This window comes from Terribacillus halophilus (assembly GCF_900162685.1).
GTDB lineage: Bacteria > Bacillota > Bacilli > Bacillales > Amphibacillaceae > Terribacillus > Terribacillus halophilus_A.
Genome location: NZ_LT727828.1, coordinates 1977214 through 1996611, shown reverse-complemented (window position 1 = coordinate 1996611; position 19398 = coordinate 1977214). Strand labels below are relative to the sequence as shown.

Genomic DNA, 19398 nt, shown 5'->3' with positions numbered 1-19398 from the left:
AATTGTCCAAACCCTAAGGAGGCATTTACGATGGCAATCACAGCACAAATGGTAAAAGAATTGCGCGAAAAAACAGGCGCAGGAATGATGGACTGTAAAAAAGCGCTAACACAAACTGATGGTGACATGGAAAAAGCAATCGACTATCTTCGCGAGAACGGTATTGCGAAAGCAGCGAAAAAGGCTGACCGCGTCGCAGCAGAAGGTCTTGCATTCATCGCTACAGAAGGCGATCTTGCAGCACTAATCGAAGTAAACTGTGAAACTGACTTCGTTACAAAGAATGATCAGTTTAAAACACTATTGAATGATTTGGCACAGCATATCCTTGCTAACAAACCAGCAGACGTGGAAGAAGCGCTTGAGCAAAAAATGAACGATGAGCAAACTGTTGGTGAATACATCAACGCTGCAATCGCTAAAATTGGTGAGAAAATCTCTCTTCGTCGTTTCGCACTTGTAAGCAAAACAGAAAACCAAGCATTCGGTGCTTACCTGCATGGCGGCGGCCGTATTGGTGTATTGACATTGCTTGATGGCACAACTGATGCTGACCTTGCAAAAGATGTTGCAATGCACGTTGCTGCTGTTAACCCACGTTATGTTTCTCGTGATGCAGTTGCTGCAGAAGAAATCGACCGCGAGCGTGAAGTATTGAAAACACAAGCTTTAAACGAAGGCAAACCAGAAAACATCGTAGAAAAAATGGTAGAAGGACGTCTTGGCAAGTTCTTCGAAGAAATCTGCTTGCTTGAGCAAAGCTTCATTAAAGATCCGGATCACAAAGTGAAAAAATATGTATCCGACAAAGGTGCTTCAGTCGTGAACTTTGTTCGTTATGAAGTCGGCGAAGGTATGGAAAAACGCGAAGATAATTTCGTTGATGAAGTAATGAGCCAAGTTAAAAAATAAGCACGACAAAAAAGGGGACACGTAGTGTTCCCTTTTTTACAAAATACATACCTTTGGAGGCAACAATGACTAAAGCGCGCTATAAAAGAATTGTACTGAAATTAAGTGGAGAAGCATTGAGCGGAACAGTTGGTTACGGAATCGAGCCATCTGTAATTCGCAATATTGCGGAACAAGTAAAAGAAGTTGCGGAAATGGACGTAGAAGTTGCTGTCGTTGTCGGCGGCGGTAACATTTGGCGCGGCAAAGTCGGAAGTGAAATGGGCATGGATCGTGCAAATGCCGATTACATGGGTATGCTGGCTACAGTGATGAATTCACTGGCTTTACAAGATAGCTTGGAGAACCTAGGCATTCCGACAAGAGTGCAAACTTCCATTGAAATGCGCCAGGTTGCTGAACCATATATCCGTCGAAAAGCAATTCGTCACCTTGAGAAGAAGCGTGTTGTTATTTTCGCAGCCGGAACGGGGAACCCTTATTTCTCAACAGATACGACAGCAGCGCTTCGTGCAGCTGAAGTGGAAGCAGAAGTTATCTTAATGGCGAAAAACAATGTTGATGGTGTCTACAATGCGGATCCGAAATTAGTTGCAGATGCTGTAAAATATGATTCCTTAACATACATGGATATCCTGAATGAGGGATTAGGTGTTATGGATGCGACTGCTTCATCTCTATGCATGGATAATGACATCCCGCTGCTCGTTTTCTCAATCAGTGAACAAGGCAATATTAAAAAAGCAGTTGCCGGTGAGGATATCGGCACAATTATCAGGGGGAATAAATAATGTCAACGGCAATTGTAAATGATGCAAAAAGTAAAATGACACAAACAGTACAAGCTTTCTCCAGACAGTTGGCAACTGTACGTGCAGGACGCGCTAACCCGTCCTTATTAGATAATGTTTATGTTGATTATTATGGCGCTTCTACACCGCTTAATCAGCTTGCAAGCGTTACGGCACCTGAAGCACGTATGCTTGTTATTACACCATATGACAAAACAGCTATTTCAGATATCGAGAAAGCTATCCAAAAAGCAGACTTAGGCTTATCTCCTTCCAGCGACGGAAATATCATTCGTCTAAGCATCCCAGCTTTAACGGAAGAGCGTCGTAAGGATCTAGTTAAAGTTGTATCCAAGTATTTGGAAGAAGCGAAAGTTCAAATCCGAAACGCACGCCGTGACGGCAATGATCAGCTGAAGAAAGCTGAGAAGAATAAAGAAATTACAGAAGATGATTTGAAAGGCTTCCAGGATGATGTGCAGAAAGAAACAGATCATCATATCGGCGAACTGGAAAACCTTGCTAAAGACAAAGAAAAAGAAATAATGGAAGTTTGACCCTTAACCATGTAAAATAAGCAGTACAAGACCCTCTTGCTAAAGGGGGTTTTTGCTCTTTTTGCGAGAGCTAAGGAGCAAGTACTGTACAGGGCACCCAGTTTGACTCATGCAGTCAGCAGAGAAATAAGCCCAATGGAGGATTCAAAATGATTAAACTTCCTTTTTTTAACAGGAAAAGAAGAATAGAATTGCAGCCGACAACATTACAGCTGGAGAATATTCCAAATCATATAGCTATTATTATGGATGGTAACGGTCGCTGGGCCAAAAAACGAGGACTTCCGCGTATAGCTGGTCACAAAGAAGGTATGACTACTGTACGGCGAATCGTAAAAGCTGCCAACCGTATTAATGTGAAGGTACTGACTTTGTATGCCTTTTCTAAAGAAAATTGGAAAAGACCGCAAGCAGAAGTCGAATTTCTAATGAAGCTGCCAAAAGAGTTTCTGACAACGTATCTGCCTGAGTTGGTAGAAGAAAATGTGAAAGTGCAAACAATTGGTGATTTAGAAGGACTGCCTTCTTTTACAAGAGAAGCTGTACGTGAAGCAATGGAACAGACAAAGCATAACGATGGGCTGATCCTTAACTTTGCGTTAAATTATGGCGGTCGTTATGAGTTGGTGAACGCTGTTCAAAGTATCATGCAGGATGTTCAAGAGAATAAGCTGCAGTTAGATGAAGTAGATGAGTCTTGCATATCTCGTTATTTATATACAGAAAAAATGGCAGATCCAGATTTGATTATCCGTACAAGCGGCGAGCATCGTTTAAGCAACTTCCTGTTATGGCAAAGTGCTTATGCAGAGCTTTGGTTCACGGAAGTATTATGGCCTGATTTTGATGAGCTGCTGTTTGAGCAGGCTGTGAGTGACTTCCAGAACAGAAAAAGGCGCTATGGCGGTATTTGAGGTGAATAGTTAATAATGAAGCAACGTTTAATCACAGCGGTTGTTGCAGGCATATTTTTCATGATATTCGTACTGCTCGGTGGGGAATGGTTCGAAGCGTTCGTTTATTTGATCGCTACCATTGCTTTCATAGAGCTGCTGCGTATGCGCAAAATCGCAAAATATAAAATACCATCGGTCGTCAGTATCCTGATGCTTTGGGGTCTATTGTCACCGGAACTCGGCATGATCAATGCCATATTTGATGTACATATCAATAAGACAGACATTCTGTTGTTCTCGGTAATTCTGCTTTTAAGCTATACGGTACTTGCCAAGAATCGATTCACATTTGAAGATGCAGGGTTTCTGCTCATCACAGTCGTATACATTGGATTTGGGTTCCTTTACTTCCTAATAACGAGAAATTCCCCGGATGTTATTGTTGAAGGCCATATTGTTACTGGTTTAGCTAAATTTATTTTTGTACTTGTCGTGATATGGGCAACAGACTCTGGCGCTTATTTCTTCGGCAAGGCATTCGGAAAGCATAAGCTTTGGCCAACTATCAGTCCCAATAAAACGATTGAGGGCGGTATTGGCGGTCTCGTGCTTGGTTGTTTGGTCGGTGTTATTTTCCAGATTATTTCACCGGTAAGTGCCTCTATGTGGGCCGTCATCGGGGTATGTATTCTAATTGCTGTATTCGGACAGCTTGGTGATATGGTCGAATCCGCATTCAAACGGCATTATCTTGTAAAAGATTCCGGTAAGATACTGCCGGGTCATGGCGGAATTTTAGATCGATTCGACAGTATGATTTTTGTTTTTCCAATTCTGCATTTAATTCCATTCTTTTAATAGAGTATAGAGAGGGGCGTGTCCGATGAAGACAATCGCATTATTAGGGGCAACCGGTTCAATTGGTCTGCAAACCTTAGATGTTATCCGAAATCATCCGGAAGCTTTTCGACTGCACAGTATGGCATTCGGACGTAACGTTGAAAAAGCTGTACCGTTTATTAAAGAATTTAAGCCATCGGTTGTCGTCGTACAGGACGAAACAGCAAAAGAAAAGCTTCACCAGGCAATGCCTCACATCGACATCTTGGTTGGCTCAGCTGGTATGGTGGCCATTAGTTCGGCACGTGAGGTAGATGTTGTTGTAAATGCGGTGCTCGGCAGCATCGGACTAGAAGCGACACTGGAAGCAATCCGTGCGAAAAAGCAAGTAGCCTTTGCGAACAAGGAAACACTTGTTTCTGCTGGACATCTTGTCATGGCAGAAGCGAAGAAACATGGTGTGAATCTGCTTCCAGTGGATAGCGAGCATGCAGCTATTTTCCAATGCTTGAATGGGGAGAAGCTTGAAGATGTAAACAAACTCATCATAACAGCATCTGGCGGCAGCTTCCGCGATTATACGAGAGACGAACTGAAAAAGGTAACACTTGAGGATGCACTGCGCCACCCGAACTGGAGCATGGGGCAAAAGATTACAATCGATTCTGCCACAATGATGAATAAAGGCTTGGAAGTAATTGAAGCGCATTGGCTTTTTGGCATTGATTATGATGATATTGAAGTTGTTCAGCACCGTGAAAGTATTATCCATTCCATGGTGGAATACAAGGATTATAGTGTCCTTGCACAGCTTGGAACACCAGATATGCGTGTTCCGATCCAGTATGCGCTCACCTACCCGGAAAGACTTGATTTAGCTGTCTCAAAAAGGTTAAACTTAGTTGAAATAGGCAAGCTCCACTTTGAAGAAATGAGTTTGGATCGGTTCCCTTGTTTGCGCATGGCTTATGAAGCAGGCAGGGCAGGCGGTACCGCTACAACGGTACTGAATGCTGCGAATGAGGAAGCGGTCGCACAGTTTCTTGCTGGGAAAATTGACTTTCTCACGATTGAGGATTATGTCGCACGTGCGCTTGATGCACACGACTATGAATCTTTCCCGTCCTTAGAAACGATTATGGAGACTGATCGACTCACACGCAGTCAAGTGAGGTCCTATATCCAATAAAGGCAGGTGCTCATTATGACAACTATTATTGCGTTTATTCTCGTGTTCGGGCTGCTCGTGTTCGTGCATGAACTCGGACATTTGATATTTGCAAAGCGTGCTGGCATGCTAGCACGTGAATTCGCTATCGGCTTTGGGCCGAAAATTTTCTCTTGGACGAAAAATGAGACACTTTATACAATTAGGCTTCTTCCAGTTGGGGGATATGTCCGCGTTGCGGGGGAAGATCCGGAAATTGTGGAATTAAAACCAGGCCATCATATCGGCTTGGAATTCAACGACAAACAAGAAGTAACAAAGATTATCGTCAACAATAAATCGAAGCACCCAAACTCCCGTGTCATTGAAGTAGAACGGGCAGATTTGGATCATAGTCTAATGATTTATGGCTATGAAATCGGGGAGGAAGAACGTCTGTCATTCCCTGTTCATGAAAAAGCCATGTACGTTATGGACGAGACCGAAACGCAGATTGCACCTTATAATCGTCAATTTGCGTCAAAGAACAAAAGGCAGCGGGCAATGCAATTATTTGCCGGGCCTTTAATGAATTTTCTGCTAGCGATTTTCCTTTTCTTTGTGCTAGCACTTATACAAGGCATCCCGGCTGATAATGCTGCTGTAGGAACCGTACAGAAGGATTCCCCAGCAGAAGAAGCAGGACTGCAATCCGGTGATGACATTACAGCCATCGATGGGACACCTGTACAGACGTGGGAGGAATTCACAGCAATTGTTCAAGACAGCCCGGAAGAAGAATTGGAAGCTACGATTGTACGGGATGGTCAAGAACAGCAAGTGCCAATCACTCCTGCGCTCGTGGAGAGCGGAGACCAAAAGATTGGACAGATTGGTGTGACACTCGCGATGGAAAAATCCTTCTGGGGTGCAATACCATACAGTTTCCAGCAAACCTATCAATTTGGTACGTTGATCTTAACGAATCTAGGACAACTCGTCACTGGCCAGCTTAGTTTTAATGCTTTATCCGGTCCGGTTGGAATCTATGATGTGACAGACCAAGTAGTGAAGACTGGCTTGATCAACTTGATTCAATGGACTGCTTTATTGAGCGTCAATTTAGGAATAGTTAATCTCGTACCGCTGCCCGCTCTAGATGGAGGTCGACTCCTATTCATCGGTGTGGAAGCGTTGCGCGGTAAACCAGTTGAACCGCAGAAAGAGGCAGTAGTGCATTTCATTGGATTCGCACTGCTGATGCTTTTAATGATTGTGGTCACCTGGAATGATATACAGCGGTTATTTTTATGATGCAGAGGTGGAAGAATGCGACAAAGTAAAACATTTATACCAACATTAAGAGAAGTACCGGCTGATGCGGAAGCTATCAGTCATCAGCTACTCGTCAAAGGTGGCTATATCCGTCAGACAGCCTCCGGAATATACAGCTACCTGCCGCTAGGTACAAAAGTGCTGCGTAAAGTGGAAGCCATCATTCGGGAAGAAATGAATCGTTCAGGAGCAAGTGAGATGCTAATGCCGGCATTGCAGCCAGCAGAACTTTGGCAGGAAACAGGACGCTGGAAGGTGTACGGACCTGAACTAATGCGCATGCATGACCGAAATAGCCGACAGTTTGCGCTCGGACCTACACATGAGGAAGTGACAACCAGCTTAGTGCGTGATGAGTTGAACAGTTACAAAAAACTTCCGCTTACAGTTTATCAAATCCAAACAAAGTTCCGTGATGAACAGCGTCCGCGTTTTGGACTGCTGCGCGGACGTGAATTTATTATGAAGGATGCTTATTCTTTCCATGCAGATTATGAAAGCCTAGATGAAGCCTATAAGACAATGTCTGATGCTTACCATCGAATCTTCAAACGCGTAGGATTGAATTTCCGAGCAGTTGTTGCTGATTCTGGTGCAATGGGCGGAAAAGATACGCATGAATTCATGGCGCTTGCCTCTGTCGGGGAAGACACAATCGCCTTTAGTGATACATCAGATTATGCTGCTAATATTGAGATGGCAGAGGTGCTTGATCAAGGCCAAAAGCCGGAAACAGAAGCGCTGCCATTAGAGAAGGTAGAAACACCACATGTAAAAACGATGCAGCAAGTTGCAGATTATCTTGGTCATACGTTAGAAGAAGGCTTAAAAGCAGTCGTCTTCAAAGTGGATGAACAGCTCGTAATGGTTATCGCGCGCGGTGATCATGATATTAACGATATTAAGGTGAAAAACCTGTATCAGGCACAGCTGGTTGAGCTTGCGGATGAGGCAGAAGTAAAAGAACTTCTTGGAGCAGGTTTTGGATCGCTTGGACCAATCAATGTACCAGAAGCAGTAGATGTTATTGCTGATAATAGTGTGAAGTATGTTGCTAATGTTACATGCGGTGCGAATGAAGATGGTTACCATTTTAAAAACGTAAATCCAGAGCGTGACTTCCAAGTGAAGCAATATGCTGATCTTCGATTCATCCAAGCTGGAGACGCTTCTCCAGATGGTCAAGGTACTATCCAGTTTGCAGAAGGAATTGAAATTGGACAAGTGTTCAAACTTGGCGAATTTTATGCAGATAAGATGCAGGCAAAATTCCTTGACGAACAAGGGAAAGCACAGAACCTTATTATGGGTTGCTACGGAATCGGTGTTTCCCGTACGCTTGCAGCAGCTGTTGAACAGCATAGCAAGGACGGAGCAGTTATATGGCCGAAAGCAATCAGTCCATTCCAAGTGCATTTAATCAGCTTGAATCCGAAAAAAGACGAACAGCGTGAGCTGTCAGACCGTCTTTATGAAAGATTACTTGAAGCTGGCGTCGATGTGTTGTACGATGATCGTAAGGAACGTGCCGGTGTCAAATTCGCTGATAGTGATTTGATTGGTATTCCAGTTCGCGTTACGGTAGGTAAACTAGCTGCTAATGGCGAAGTGGAAGTGAAGTTCCGTGATACAGAACAAGAAGCAGTTTCACATGAAAATGATCTGCTAGATCAACTAGCTGCTTATCTATAAAAAGTACAAGCCCTTGTCAATTATTGACAGGGGCTTTCGTAAGACCGCATTTTAGTAGCGGGGGAGGAGAAGGTCAATATGAGTCTTACCAGCAATCAGAAAATGGACATGCTGCTAGATCAAATCCAGCTTGATGAAGAAACCATCACTGCTCATTTTAAAGAAAGTCAGCTGGAAAAATTGGAAGTTGATCCAAAGTCAAAAACCTGGCATTTCCATTTTCAGCTGGCCAATCTGCTGCCACCAACTATATATAAAATTTTCACGACAAAATTGACAGACACATTTGCGCATATTGCTGCGGTGAATTGGTCAATTAAATGTGTCTCTAATACGCTGGAGTCAGCTCATATTGCTGACTATTGGCAGGATTTTGTACTTACCTATCCGCAAATGTCACCAGCATATAAGGATTTAGTCCAGTCGCAAGTACCTGCAGTTAACGGTAATAAGATTATGTTAACTGCGAGGAATCAAGCAGAAGCAAGTGCACTGAAAAAAAGGCTTGAACCTGCATTTCAAACGTACTGTCAACGTATCGGCGCCAGCGTTTATATGCTGACCGTCACCGTACAAGAGCAAAACATGGAAGAAATAACGAAATTCCGAGAACAAAAAGCACTAGAAGATAGCTTGCTCGTACAAAAGGCAATGAAAGATCAAGAAGAACGTGCGAAGAAACAAGACGATGTTCCGCAAGGCCCAGTTATGATTGGGTATGCAATAAATGATGAACTAACATCGATGCGTGATATACAAGATGAAGAACGGCGTATGGCTGTACAAGGCTATGTATTTGATGTGGATATTCGCGAATTGCGTTCCGGGCGGCATTTACTTATTGCCAAAGTGACAGATTACACGGATAGCTTCCAAATCAAAATGTTCTCTAAAGGCAATAATGAAGATGCGGACCGATTCAAGCAGCTTAAAAAAGGCATGTGGATTAAAGCGCGGGGAAGCATTCAAACAGATACCTTCACCAATGAATTGACAATGATGGCGAATGATATCAATGAAGTCACTGTCCGTTTGCGTGAAGATAAAGCACAAGCAGGCGAGAAACGTGTTGAACTTCATACGCACACGCTTATGAGTCAAATGGATGCTGTCACTTCTGCTAGCAGATTGATTGAGACCGCAGCCAGATTTGGTCACGATAGTGTTGCAATTACTGATCATGCTGTTGTACAGAGTTACCCGGAAGCTTATGCTGCCGGTAAAAAGAATAATATTAAAGTGATTTACGGCATGGAGGCCAATCTTGTCGATGACGGGGTGCCAATTGCTTATAACACAAAAGATATGAATCTGGAACAAGCAACTTATATCGTATTTGACGTAGAGACAACAGGTTTGTCTGCTTCCTATGACAAAATTATTGAATTAGCAGGCGTAAAATTCCGCGATGGAGAAATCGTTGACAGATTCGAGCGGTTTGCTAATCCACATCAAAAACTAAGTCAGACAATTATCGATCTGACTGGTATAACCGATGATATGCTTGTTGATGCACCCGAAATCGATGAAGTTCTGCAAGACTTTCATGCTTGGATGGGAGATGACATATTAGTTGCCCATAATGCCAGCTTCGATATGGGGTTCTTAAATCAAGGATTTAAACGTATCGGCTTGCCGAAAGCAGAAAATGGTGTCATCGATACGCTTGAATTAGCTCGATTTTTATTCCCGCAGCTGAAGAATCACAGATTGAATACATTATGTAAGTTCTTGGATATTGAACTGACACAGCACCACCGTGCGATCTATGATACAGAAGCGACCGGGTATTTGCTGTGGCGTTTGCTGAAGGAAGCGTTCAAACAAGAGATTATGAACCACAATCAGCTGAATGACTATATGGGACAAGGAAATGCATATCAGCGTTCCCGCCCATACCATTGCACCATCTATGTACAAAATGAGGTTGGCTTAAAAAACATGTACAAACTTGTGAGCATGTCGCACGTCGATTATTTCTATCGTGTGCCGCGTATTCCGCGCTCTAAGCTGGTACAGCATCGAGAAGGCTTAATCATCAGCTCTGGCTGTGATAAAGGTGAAGTCTTTGAAGCAATGATGCAGAAATCAAAGGAAGAAGCAGCAGAAGCAGCAGCTTTCTATGATGTAATTGAGATTCAGCCGCCGTCCAATTATTATCATTTAATTGAGAAGGAACTTGTGCAGAACGAAGCTCATCTCTACGATATTATGCGCAACCTCGTCGAATTGGGCGATGACTTAGACAAGCCAGTGATCGCAACAGGAAATGTGCATTATATAGAAGAACACGAAAAACAGTACCGGAATATTTTAATTAAATCTCAAAATGGTAATCCGCTCAGCAGGCAGACTTTACCGGATGTACATTTCCGCACTACACCAGAAATGCTGGAATGCTTTCACTTCCTGCCAGCTGAAAAAGCAAAAGAAATCGTTGTAACGAACACACAAAAAGTTTCTGCAATGATGGAAGATGTGAAACCGGTAAAAGAAGATCTATATACGCCGAATATCGACGGGGCAGAGGATGAAATGCGCCAGATGAGCTACGACCGTGCGAAAAGCATCTATGGAGATACACTCCCGGACATCGTTGAAAAACGGATTGAGAAGGAGTTAAAAAGTATTATTGGTCATGGTTTTGCCGTTATTTATTTAATATCGCATAAGCTCGTGAAGAAATCGCTTGAAGATGGCTATCTTGTCGGCTCGCGGGGTTCTGTCGGATCTTCTTTGGTCGCAACGCTTACCGATATTACCGAAGTTAACCCGCTGCCGCCGCATTATGTGTGCCCAAGCTGCAAGTTTAACGAGTTCTTTGATGATGGATCTGTAGCCAGCGGCTATGATTTGCCGGAAAAAGCTTGTCCTTCTTGCGGAGAAGCGCTGAATCGTGATGGCCAGGATATACCGTTTGAAACCTTCCTTGGATTTAAAGGAGATAAGGTTCCCGATATTGACTTGAACTTCTCAGGTACGTATCAGCCGCAAGCACACAACTATACGAAAGTGTTATTCGGTGAAGATAAAGTGTATCGTGCCGGAACAATTGGTACGGTAGCTGAAAAGACGGCTTATGGTTATGTAAAGGGCTATGCGAGCGATAATCAGCTGCATATCCGAAACGCAGAAGTCGATCGCCTTGTTCAAGGCTGTACCGGCGTAAAAAGAACGTCTGGTCAGCATCCTGGGGGTATAATTGTTGTACCTGATGACCAAGATATATATGATTTCACACCGATTCAGTATCCGGCGGATGATCGGAACTCGGAATGGCGAACGACACACTTCGACTTTCATTCCATTCATGATAATCTGCTGAAGCTGGACATACTCGGACACGATGATCCGACCGTAATCCGTATGCTGCAGGATTTATCCGGTATTGATCCGAAAACAATACCGACAAATGATCCGGAAGTGATGAAGATCTTTTCCGGACCAGAGGCTTTAGGTGTAACGGCAGAACAAATAATGTGTAAAACAGGAACGCTTGGCGTGCCGGAATTTGGTACCCGATTTGTTCGGCAGATGCTGGAAGATACGAATCCTTCAACCTTTGCAGAACTTGTTCAGATTTCTGGTTTGTCACATGGTACCGACGTATGGTTAGGCAACGCTCAGGAACTAATTAATAAGGGTATTTGTACGTTGCCTGAAGTAATCGGCTGCCGTGATGACATCATGGTATATCTGATGCACAAAGGGCTGGATTCCTCGCTTGCATTTAAGATCATGGAGTTTGTTCGTAAAGGTAAAGGACTGCAAGATGAATGGATCGAAGAAATGAGAAAGAATAATGTACCAGATTGGTACATTGATTCCTGCTTGAAGATCAAGTACATGTTCCCGAAAGCCCACGCTGCGGCGTATGTGCTCATGGCAGTACGGATTGCTTATTTCAAAGTGCATCACCCGATACTGTTCTACGCAGCATACTTTAGTGTGCGTGCCAGCGATTTCGAATTGGATACGATGGTCAAAGGGTCGGATGCCATTCGTCAGCGTATTAACGAAATTAATCAAAAAGGCAATGATGCTTCTCCAAAAGAGAAGAGTCTTGTTACGGTTTTGGAATTGTCACTTGAAATGTGTGAACGCGGCTTTCATTTCCAAAAAGTAGACTTGTACAAATCCAGTGCAACTGACTTCCTTGTTGATGGAAACAGTCTTATTCCACCATTCAATGCAATTGATGGGCTAGGAACCAATGCCGCCCTTAATATTGTAAAAGTGCGGGAGGATGGCGAGTTCTTGTCGAAGGAAGACTTGCGTGAGCGCAGCAGAATCAGTAAAACCGTGTTGGAGTATATGGATCAGCATGGCTGTCTGGAAGGCATGGCAGACCAGAACCAGCTTTCGCTATTCTAACAGGATTCTTGCCTAAACAAGAAACTTGTGGTATATTATCCAATAGCGGTATTGATACGAACCAGATCAAGAGTGGGATTACCCACTCTTTTTCATACCCATGGATTCGGCATCATTTGTACGGGGAGCGCCTCTTCGTTGTTTTGTAGCAAAATGCACATGATAAACATTGTTCCCTTGCTTCCTTTTCGGGCAAGGGTTTTCTATTGATGAGAGGCACACCCCACCCATTCGAAGTAATAAATGTCTGAAAGCGTGCAGTAAAGGAGGAAGCATTTTGGCAGCCAATATAACGGAAGTTACGGAAGATTATCTACAACCGATCGTGGAAGAGCTGCAGCTTGAGTTAGTCGATGTGGAATTCGTGAAAGAAGGAAAGAACTGGTTTTTGCGAGTGTATGTCGACAAGACAGAAGGCATCGACATCGAGGAATGCGCAGTGGTCTCAGAAAAATTAAGCGCCATTCTAGATGAAAATGATCCGGTTGATTTCCCATACTTTTTGGAGGTTTCTTCTCCAGGAGCGGAAAGACCGCTTAAAACGAAACAAGCAATTACCAAAAACATCGGCAAGAATGTATACGTAAAGCTATATGAGCCGATTGATAACGAGAAAGAGTACGAAGGTACGTTGAAAGCGTTCGAAGACGACGTTCTGACTTTAGAAGTCATGGTCAAAGCGAGAAAGAAGGAAGTGGCACTTCCTTACGAAAAAATCGCCAAGGCACGTCTGGCTGTAACGTTTAACTAAAGGGGGATATACGAGTGAGCAGCGAGCTTTTTGATGCCATTAATTATTTGGAGAAAGAGAAGGGGATTAATAAAGACGTCCTTATTGAAGCGCTGGAAGCAGCCTTGATCTCCGCTTATAAAAAGAATTTCAAATCTGCTACAAATGTACGTGTTGATTTGAATGAAACTACTGGTTCTATGAAAGTCTTTGCGCGCAAGGATGTCGTCGAAGAAGTCGAGGACAGCCAGCTGCAGATGACTTTAGACGAAGCTCGTGCAGTTTCCGGTACATATGATATCGGTGACGTTGTTGAGATCGAAGTAACACCAAAAGACTTCGGGCGAATTGCAGCACAAGCAGCCAAACAAGTGGTAACACAGCGTGTGCGTGAAGCAGAACGCGGCGTCATCTTCAGTGAATATGCAGATCGTGAAGAAGATGTTATGACGGGAATTGTTTCCAGAAATGATCCGCGATTCATCTATGTTGATCTGGGCAAGATTGAAGCGAAATTGCCTGAGAGCGAACAGATGACGACGGAAAAATATGATATTCATGACCGCTTAAAGGTATTTGTAACAAAAGTGGAGAACACGAACAAAGGACCTAGCATCTTTGTGTCACGGACACACCCGGGTCTTTTGAAGCGATTGTTTGAAATGGAAGTGCCTGAGATTTATGATGGTACTGTGGAGATTCGTTCCGTAGCCAGAGAAGCTGGAGACCGTTCCAAGATTTCTGTCTATGCAGCACAGCCGGAAGTTGATCCAGTTGGTTCTTGTGTTGGCCAGCGCGGTCAGCGTGTACAAGCAATCGTAAATGAACTAAAAGGCGAAAAAATTGATATTGTCGAGTGGTCTGAAGATCCAGTCGAGTATGTATCAAACGCATTAAGCCCATCTAAAGTAATCCAAGTATTAGTGGATGAAGAAGAAAAAGCGACGACGGTCATCGTGCCAGATTACCAGCTAAGCCTGGCAATCGGTAAACGCGGCCAGAATGCCCGTCTGGCAGCGAAGCTGACTGGATGGAAAATCGATATTAAATCCGAGACAGAAGCACGAGACCTCGGAATTTTGACAGTACAAGATACCGAAGCAGACGACTTCGATGACTTTGACGAAGACACATATTGATAAGGGGCGCTGTATATGAAGCAAAAAAAGGTTCCGCTTCGAAAATGTGTGGTTTCCAATGAAATGAAGCCGAAACAGGAATTGATTCGTATCGTCCGCAACAAAGAAGGCGAAGTGTTCGTGGATGATACAGGCAAGAAGAACGGTCGCGGTGCGTATGTTTCAAAGGATGCACTGATCATCGAGAAAGCGAAGAAACAAGATACGCTGGCGCGCCATCTTAATACAAAGATCGATGATTCTATTTATGAAGAGCTTGAGCGAATCGCGAAAGGTCAGCAATCATGAGTAAAAATTATTTGAATTTGTTAGGGCTGGCTGTGCGTGCCGGACAGTGTACCTTTGGAGAAGAAGCCATCGTCCGGGATGTACAGCGGCAGAAAGCAAAGCTAGTAATAGCTGCCAGTGATATCGGTCCCCAAACCTTAAAGAAGCTTCGCAACAAGACCGATTTTTACAACATCGCCTTTCTGCAGGTAGAGGAGGACCGGGAGCAATTATCACAAGCGGTTGGTAAATCCGGCAGAGTCGCAATTGCCGTCTTAGACAAAGGCTTTGCAGACAAATTGAAATCTTTGCTCACTGAATCCACTCGGAGGTGAACGTATGTCAAAGATTCGTGTTTATGAATACGCAAAAGAAAAGAACGTTTCAAGTAAAGAAATTATTAATAAGTTAAAAGATATGAATGTTGAAGTGTCCAATCATATGTCGATGATTAATGAAACGGCAAAAGATAAATTGGATAAAAGCTTCACAGTAAAAAGCGCGGGTAGCGAGAAAGTAGCGATTAAAACGGGGAACTCAGCAAACACATCCAACTCAGCAAATAATGGTCAAAACAATAAGCCAAAAGGCAAAAGCGGCGGCGGACAAAACCGCAGCCAACAGCGGGGCGGCAACAACCGACCTGGCAAAGGCGGACAAAATCGACGCGGAGGCCGGAACAACAACCGCAGCCAGAAACCGCAGCAGAAACGTCCAGCAATGCCGACTCCAGACAAAATCACCTTCAAAGGGTCTTTGGCTGTCAGTGAATTGGCAGCGAAGCTTCACCGGGAGTCCACAGAAATTATCAAGAAACTCTTCTTGCAAGGTGTCATGGCAACGAAAAACCAAGAGCTTGATAAAGATGCTATTGAATTAATTTGTGCGGAGTATAACGTAGAAGTAGAAGAAGAAGTAGATGTTGATGTTACAGACCTTGACAACTACAAAATTGAAGACAAGGAAGACGACCTTCAAGAGCGTCCTGCGGTTGTTACAATTATGGGTCACGTTGACCATGGTAAAACAACATTGCTTGATTCGATTAGAGACACAAAAGTTACAGAAGGCGAAGCTGGCGGTATCACACAGCATATTGGTGCATATCAGATTGAAGATAACGGTAAGAAGATTACGTTCCTTGATACACCAGGTCACGCAGCGTTCACGAGCATGCGTTCCCGTGGTGCGCAGGTAACGGATATTGCTATTCTTGTTGTTGCTGCTGATGATGGTGTTATGCCACAGACAGTAGAAGCAATCAACCATGCGAAAGCTGCAGAAGTACCAATCATTATCGCTGTAAATAAAATTGACTTAGAAGGTGCCAATCCGGATCGTGTAATGCAGGAACTGACTGAGCATGGCTTAATTCCAGAAGATTGGGGCGGCGACACAATCTTCGTTCAGCTATCTGCGAAGAAGCGTGAAGGTATTGATGATCTTCTTGAGATGATTCTGCTTGTTACGGAAGTAGAAGAATTGAAAGCTAATCCAAATCGTCCAGCAGAAGGTACAGTTATTGAAGCGCAGCTTGATAAAGGCCGCGGACCTGTAGCAACATTGCTTGTACAAAACGGTACCATGCATGTAGGTGACAGCATCGTAGTTGGCCACTCTTACGGCCGTGTCCGTGCCATGGTGAACGATTTAGGACGCCGTGTGAAGACAGCTGCACCTTCTACACCTGTTGAAATTACTGGCTTGAATTCCGTGCCAAATGCCGGCGACCAGTTTATGGTATTCAAAGACGAGAAGCAAGCTCGTCAAGTTGGTGAAGCAAAACAGCAAAGACAAGTAGAAGAGAACCGTTCTTCAGGTGCTCGTGTAAGTCTTGATGATCTGTTTAACCAGATTAAACAAGGTGAAGTGAAGGATATCAATTTAATCGTGAAAGCAGACGTACATGGTTCTGTAGAAGCGATGGCTGCATCCTTAGAGAAAATTGAAGTGGAAGGCGTTAAAGTACGTATCATCCACACTGGTGTAGGTGCTATCACTGAATCAGATGTTATTCTTGCATCTGCTTCGAATGCTATCATCATCGGTTTTAACGTTCGTCCGGATACAAATGCGAAGAAAGCCGCTGAATCGGAGAATGTTGATATCAGACAGCATCGTATCATTTACAAAGTAATTGAAGAGATTGAGTCTGCTATGAAAGGCATGCTGGATCCAGAATTTGAAGAAAAAGTCATTGGACAGGCAGAAGTTCGTGAAATCTTTAAGGTTTCTCGTATCGGTACCATTGCAGGTTCTTATGTAACAGAAGGTAAGATTACACGTGATGCATCTATCCGCGTTATTCGTGACAGTGTCGTAATCGTAGAAGACGAAATCGACTCCTTGAAACGTTTCAAGGATGATGTACGTGAAGTTGCTACAAACTATGAGTGTGGAATTACGCTGAAAAACTTCCACGATCTTAAAGAAGGCGACACCTTTGAAGCATATGTGATGGAAGAAATCGAAAGAAAATGATTCTGGCTGCGGTTGTAGAATGTATCATCTATGACGCGCATTCCCTCAAGGATAAGCGGTCGGTCGTTAAACGGATCACGACACGGATTGGCGGTTCCTTCAATATCGCCATCAGTGAAGTGGATTATCATGATTTATGGCAGCGCACCTGCTTTGAATTGGTAACAACTTCTCCTGACCGTGTCCGTGCTGAGCGGGTAATAGACCAGGCACTTGCTTTGATTGATTCTTTTCCGGAGATCGAGAGAACAGCTGCTGATAAACAGTGGCTTTAGAATCCCTCCAAATGACGATGAGGTGAATATATGAGTGAATTACGTGCAAATCGTGTAGCAGAGCAAATGAAAAAAGAGCTCGGCGACATTATTTCCAGAAAGATTAAAGATCCGCGGATTGGTTTTGTAACAGTAACCGATGTAGAAGTTACAGGTGACTTACAGCAGGCGAAAGTTTATATTTCCGTCCTCGGTGAAGAAAAGCAGAAAAATAATACACTTCTCGGATTGGCGAAAGCAAAAGGATTTATTCGCTCTGAGATTGGCAAGCGAATCCGTTTGCGCAAAACGCCGGAGCTAGCCTTCGAATTCGATGAAGCAGTAGAACAGGGAAATCGCATCGAGCATTTGCTAAAAGAGCTTGACGATTCCGAAAGATAAGAACACGAAAAGAATCCCTTCGCCCTTATGGGAGAAGGGATTCTTTTTACATATAGTAAAGGGGTGCTGGCATTGGATGGAATCCTGCCGTTATGGAAACCGAAAGGGATGACCTCCCATGACTGTGTGTTCAAAGCACGCAAGCTATTACAAACGAAAAAAATCGGGCATACCGGCACACTTGATCCCGATGTGGAAGGTGTTTTGCCGCTTTGTATCGGACAAGCTACTAAGATTGTTCCGTATTTGACGGATACTTCCAAAACATACGTAGCGGAAGTAACGCTTGGTACCTCGACGGAAACAGAAGACAAAAGCGGAGAGGTAATTGAAGAGAAACAGATCACAGAGCCGATCTCTTTACCTGCTATTGAAGAAGTACTCAAAAGCTTTCTTGGTGAAACGAAACAGATACCGCCCATGTATTCTGCTGTAAAGGTAGGAGGCAGAAAGCTGTATGAATACGCCAGACAAGGACAAGTTGTGGAGCGTCCAGTTCGGCAAATTACAATCCACAGCATTGACTTGCACCAAGATTCAGTTAGCGAAGATGGCAGTGTGTTTGGTTTTACGGTAAGCTGTTCAAAAGGTACTTATATTCGTACGCTTTGTGTTGATATCGGCAAGGCTCTAGGATACCCGGCGCATATGAGCAGTTTGGTGCGCACACAAGCTGGAGCATTTTCTGCGCAAGATACGGTTACGTTTGCTAAAATAGAGGAAGCAATGGAAGCAGGGACGATAGAACAGCTGCTGCAGCCTGTCACGAAAGCAGTTGACTATCTGCCGCTCATCGAAGCAGATGCCGAGATCGAACAAAAGGTCCGATACGGTCAGCGTCTTCCTCGGCCGGCACAAGCGGATCTTTATCGTGTCCAAAGAGGAGAACAGCTGCTTGGCATTTATGAGACGCATCCTTCTTATTCACAGCTATTAAAGCCAAAACGAGTATTCGTATCAGGGAAAGCAGGTGGCACAGATGCAAACGATTAAACTACAATATACAGAAACAATGGAATTGAATGATATGCCTGCAATCAGTGCAGCGATTGGTTTTTTCGATGGAATCCATCGCGGCCATCAGCAGGTTATCCAGTGTGCGATTGACTATGCGAAGGAAAAACAGCTTAAAAGCGCAGTCATCACTTTTCATCCGCATCCATCAGTTATTCTTGGTAAAGCAGAGACAAGAGAAGATTATTTAACACCACTTCGTGAAAAAGAAGCAATACTTGAGAAGATGGGTATTGATTATCTTTATTTAATTGAATTCACGAAAGAGCTTGCAAGTTTAAGTCCGGACAGCTTTATTGATCGATTCATCAATGGGCTGTCGGTGCAGCATCTTGTATCTGGTTTCGATTTTACGTACGGGCAAAAAGGCGCCGGAAATGCTGCATCTCTCCAAGATGCAGCACAAAGCAATGCATTCAGCTATGAAGCGGTAGCAAAAGTAGAAAACGCAAATGAAAAAATCAGTTCCACACAAATCAGGGAGTTAGTGGCTGCTGGAGAAATAGAAAAAGCGTTTAAATTACTTGGCCATCCGCTCACATTGACTGGAGAAGTGATTACAGGTGA

The 19398-nt window shown here is 43.7% G+C and carries 17 protein-coding genes and 1 pseudogene; all 18 read left to right on the top strand.

The annotated features are described in order from the left end of the window. Window positions 1–30 precede the first annotated feature (30 nt). Window positions 31–912 (top strand): translation elongation factor Ts, encoded by an 882-nt coding sequence (tsf, locus tag B1K52_RS14750; protein ID WP_077309526.1) that lies wholly within the window; start codon window positions 31–33, stop codon window positions 910–912. Window positions 913–977: 65 nt separating this feature from the next. Next, a complete protein-coding gene (gene pyrH, locus B1K52_RS14745) occupies window positions 978–1703 on the top strand; it encodes a UMP kinase (RefSeq protein ID WP_077309524.1) in 726 nt (241 codons plus the stop codon). Continuing rightward, complete coding sequence (gene frr, locus B1K52_RS14740; protein WP_077309522.1) at window positions 1703–2260, top strand: ribosome recycling factor; 558 nt, start codon at window positions 1703–1705, stop codon at window positions 2258–2260. The genes pyrH and frr overlap by 1 nt, the downstream gene beginning before the upstream one ends. A gap of 149 nt (window positions 2261–2409) precedes the next feature. Further along, window positions 2410–3174: an undecaprenyl pyrophosphate synthase gene (locus tag B1K52_RS14735; RefSeq protein ID WP_077309520.1), complete on the top strand. Its 765-nt coding sequence runs from the start codon at window positions 2410–2412 to the stop codon at window positions 3172–3174. A 15-nt stretch (window positions 3175–3189) separates the two neighbouring features. Next, window positions 3190–4014 (top strand): phosphatidate cytidylyltransferase, encoded by an 825-nt coding sequence (locus tag B1K52_RS14730; RefSeq protein ID WP_077309518.1) that lies wholly within the window; start codon window positions 3190–3192, stop codon window positions 4012–4014. Between the two features lie 25 nt (window positions 4015–4039). Continuing rightward, window positions 4040–5185 carry a 1-deoxy-D-xylulose-5-phosphate reductoisomerase gene (gene dxr, locus B1K52_RS14725; protein WP_077309516.1) on the top strand — a complete coding sequence of 382 codons (1146 nt, stop codon included), beginning with the start codon at window positions 4040–4042 and terminating at the stop codon, window positions 5183–5185. 15 nt (window positions 5186–5200) lie between these two features. After that, a complete protein-coding gene (gene rseP, locus B1K52_RS14720) occupies window positions 5201–6457 on the top strand; it encodes an RIP metalloprotease RseP (protein WP_077309514.1) in 1257 nt (418 codons plus the stop codon). Window positions 6458–6472: 15 nt separating this feature from the next. Beyond that, window positions 6473–8170, top strand: a complete 1698-nt coding sequence (locus B1K52_RS14715) for a proline--tRNA ligase (RefSeq protein WP_077309512.1) — start codon at window positions 6473–6475, stop codon at window positions 8168–8170. A gap of 78 nt (window positions 8171–8248) precedes the next feature. Further along, window positions 8249–12544, top strand: a complete 4296-nt coding sequence (locus B1K52_RS14710; protein ID WP_077309510.1) for a PolC-type DNA polymerase III — start codon at window positions 8249–8251, stop codon at window positions 12542–12544. Window positions 12545–12821: 277 nt separating this feature from the next. After that, entirely contained in the window at window positions 12822–13295 is a 474-nt protein-coding gene (rimP, locus tag B1K52_RS14705) for a ribosome maturation factor RimP (RefSeq protein WP_077309508.1), read from the top strand. 14 nt (window positions 13296–13309) lie between these two features. Next, window positions 13310–14413, top strand: a complete 1104-nt coding sequence (gene nusA / locus B1K52_RS14700; RefSeq protein WP_077309506.1) for a transcription termination factor NusA — start codon at window positions 13310–13312, stop codon at window positions 14411–14413. A gap of 15 nt (window positions 14414–14428) precedes the next feature. Next, window positions 14429–14701, top strand: a complete 273-nt coding sequence (gene rnpM, locus B1K52_RS14695) for an RNase P modulator RnpM (protein WP_077309504.1) — start codon at window positions 14429–14431, stop codon at window positions 14699–14701. Continuing rightward, window positions 14698–15015 (top strand): L7Ae/L30e/S12e/Gadd45 family ribosomal protein, encoded by a 318-nt coding sequence (locus tag B1K52_RS14690; RefSeq protein ID WP_077309502.1) that lies wholly within the window; start codon window positions 14698–14700, stop codon window positions 15013–15015. Before rnpM ends, B1K52_RS14690 begins: the two co-directional genes overlap by 4 nt. Before the next feature lie 4 nt (window positions 15016–15019). Further along, window positions 15020–17161: a translation initiation factor IF-2 gene (gene infB / locus B1K52_RS14685; RefSeq protein ID WP_077309500.1), complete on the top strand. Its 2142-nt coding sequence runs from the start codon at window positions 15020–15022 to the stop codon at window positions 17159–17161. Then, the gene (locus tag B1K52_RS14680) at window positions 17158–17436 is read left to right on the top strand and encodes a DUF503 domain-containing protein (protein ID WP_077309498.1); all 279 of its coding nucleotides are present in this window, start codon (window positions 17158–17160) and stop codon (window positions 17434–17436) included. The genes infB and B1K52_RS14680 overlap by 4 nt, the downstream gene beginning before the upstream one ends. 30 nt (window positions 17437–17466) lie before the next feature. Continuing rightward, window positions 17467–17817: a 30S ribosome-binding factor RbfA gene (rbfA, locus tag B1K52_RS14675; RefSeq protein ID WP_077309496.1), complete on the top strand. Its 351-nt coding sequence runs from the start codon at window positions 17467–17469 to the stop codon at window positions 17815–17817. A gap of 72 nt (window positions 17818–17889) precedes the next feature. Continuing rightward, complete coding sequence (gene truB / locus B1K52_RS14670; protein ID WP_077309493.1) at window positions 17890–18810, top strand: tRNA pseudouridine(55) synthase TruB; 921 nt, start codon at window positions 17890–17892, stop codon at window positions 18808–18810. Continuing rightward, window positions 18797–19398: pseudogene (locus tag B1K52_RS18350) on the top strand (bifunctional riboflavin kinase/FAD synthetase); the annotation flags it as partial. The gene truB and the pseudogene B1K52_RS18350, both read left to right, overlap by 14 nt.

Bases quoted from the DNA above. Each gene is read 5' to 3' on its own strand.
- frr (WP_077309522.1), top strand. From the start codon at position 1,703: ATGTCAACGGCAATTGTAAATGATGCAAAAAGTAAAATGACACAAACA.
- infB (WP_077309500.1), top strand. From the start codon at position 15,020: ATGTCAAAGATTCGTGTTTATGAATACGCAAAAGAAAAGAACGTTTCA.
- rbfA (WP_077309496.1), top strand. From the start codon at position 17,467: ATGAGTGAATTACGTGCAAATCGTGTAGCAGAGCAAATGAAAAAAGAG.
- B1K52_RS14690 (WP_077309502.1), top strand. From the start codon at position 14,698: ATGAGTAAAAATTATTTGAATTTGTTAGGGCTGGCTGTGCGTGCCGGA.
- rnpM (WP_077309504.1), top strand. From the start codon at position 14,429: ATGAAGCAAAAAAAGGTTCCGCTTCGAAAATGTGTGGTTTCCAATGAA.
- B1K52_RS14680 (WP_077309498.1), top strand. From the start codon at position 17,158: ATGATTCTGGCTGCGGTTGTAGAATGTATCATCTATGACGCGCATTCC.
- B1K52_RS14730 (WP_077309518.1), top strand. From the start codon at position 3,190: ATGAAGCAACGTTTAATCACAGCGGTTGTTGCAGGCATATTTTTCATG.
- B1K52_RS14735 (WP_077309520.1), top strand. From the start codon at position 2,410: ATGATTAAACTTCCTTTTTTTAACAGGAAAAGAAGAATAGAATTGCAG.
- rseP (WP_077309514.1), top strand. From the start codon at position 5,201: ATGACAACTATTATTGCGTTTATTCTCGTGTTCGGGCTGCTCGTGTTC.
- B1K52_RS14710 (WP_077309510.1), top strand. From the start codon at position 8,249: ATGAGTCTTACCAGCAATCAGAAAATGGACATGCTGCTAGATCAAATC.
- B1K52_RS14715 (WP_077309512.1), top strand. From the start codon at position 6,473: ATGCGACAAAGTAAAACATTTATACCAACATTAAGAGAAGTACCGGCT.
- pyrH (WP_077309524.1), top strand. From the start codon at position 978: ATGACTAAAGCGCGCTATAAAAGAATTGTACTGAAATTAAGTGGAGAA.
- tsf (WP_077309526.1), top strand. From the start codon at position 31: ATGGCAATCACAGCACAAATGGTAAAAGAATTGCGCGAAAAAACAGGC.
- dxr (WP_077309516.1), top strand. From the start codon at position 4,040: ATGAAGACAATCGCATTATTAGGGGCAACCGGTTCAATTGGTCTGCAA.